This window comes from Kribbella sancticallisti, assembly GCF_039530625.1.
Taxonomy (GTDB): domain Bacteria; phylum Actinomycetota; class Actinomycetes; order Propionibacteriales; family Kribbellaceae; genus Kribbella; species Kribbella sancticallisti.
On sequence record NZ_BAAAOS010000082.1, the window covers coordinates 1 to 1,196 of the forward strand.

The 1,196-nt window shown below is 66.6% G+C and carries 2 protein-coding genes; both read right to left on the bottom strand.

Annotation, left to right across the window (positions count from 1 at the left end):
• The coding region (locus ABD255_RS43455; protein WP_344222745.1) for an IS3 family transposase at positions 1 to 883 on the bottom strand (883 nt) is incomplete at its 3' end.
• Positions 880 to 1,196: transposase (locus ABD255_RS43460; RefSeq protein ID WP_344222746.1), on the bottom strand; the 317-nt coding region annotated here is incomplete at its 5' end. The genes ABD255_RS43460 and ABD255_RS43455, both read right to left, overlap by 4 nt.

Sequence of the window (1,196 nt, forward strand, 5' to 3'; positions counted from 1 at the left end):
CTGTTACCACGATGGTGGATTCGTACTGTGTTGGGCTGAGGTAGCCGAGGGTGGAGTGGCGTCGGCGGGTGTTGTACCAGCCTTCGATGTAGTCGAAGATCGCGCTGGTGGCGGCTTTGCGGGTGGGCCAGGGGCGGCGGTGGATGAGTTCGATCTTGATGGTGGAGAAGAAGGATTCGGCCACGGCGTTGTCCCAGCACTGGCCTTTGCGTCCGACTGACAAGATGACGCCCAGATCCCTTGCCAGGTTGGCGTACTGGGCCGATGTGTATTGGCAGCCCCGGTCGGAGTGGAAGACCACGCCGGCCGCGGGACGGCGCCGGTTCACCGCATCGGTGAGCGCGTCGGCGACCAGGTCGGTGCGCAGGTGATCGGCGATCGCCCAGCCGACCACGCGGCGCGACGCGAGGTCGATCACCGTGGCTAGGTAGAGCCAGCCTTGCCAGGTGTGGATGTAGGTGATGTCACCACACCAGCGGGCATCCAGCGCCGCGGGCCGGCCGGGATCGATAGCGAAGTCGCGGCCGATCAGATCCGGACGGGTGGCGGCGGCCGGGTCGGCGATGGTGGTCTTCTTCCACCGTCTGGGCGTTCGGCCGTACCGGTCGGCGGCGCGCATCAGCCGGACGACCCGTTTGCGGGAACACCGCTCACCCTGGGCCCGGAGTTCGTGGTGGACCCTCGGCGAGCCGTAGGTGCGGCGGGACTCGTCGTGGATCCCGGCGATCTTGCCGGCCAAGACGGCGTCGCGCTGCTCGCGAGCCGTCGGACCGCTGGCGCGGTCGGTGTAGTAGGCGGAACGGGAGACCTTCAGCAACTCACACGCCCGCTTCACGCTGTGGTCGCCCGCCTTCTCCGCCTCGATGAACGGGTAACAGCTCACCGGGTCTCCTTCGCGAAGAAAGCCGTGGCCCGCTTGAGGATCTCGACATCCTCACGCAGCCGCCGAGCCTCCCGCCGTAACTGGTTGAGCTCATCTCGCTCGCTCGTGGTCAACCCGCCGTCACCGGTACCGGCATCGCGTTCGGCCTGCTTCAGCCATTCGCGCACCGCGGTCTGGGTCAGATCGAAGTCTTTCGCGACCTGACTGACCGACCGGTCCCCGCGCTGACACAGCTCGACGATCTCGGCCTTGAACTCGGGTGTGAACGAACGACGAGGCCGTGGCTTCTTCTTGCCCATGGACTCCATGATGA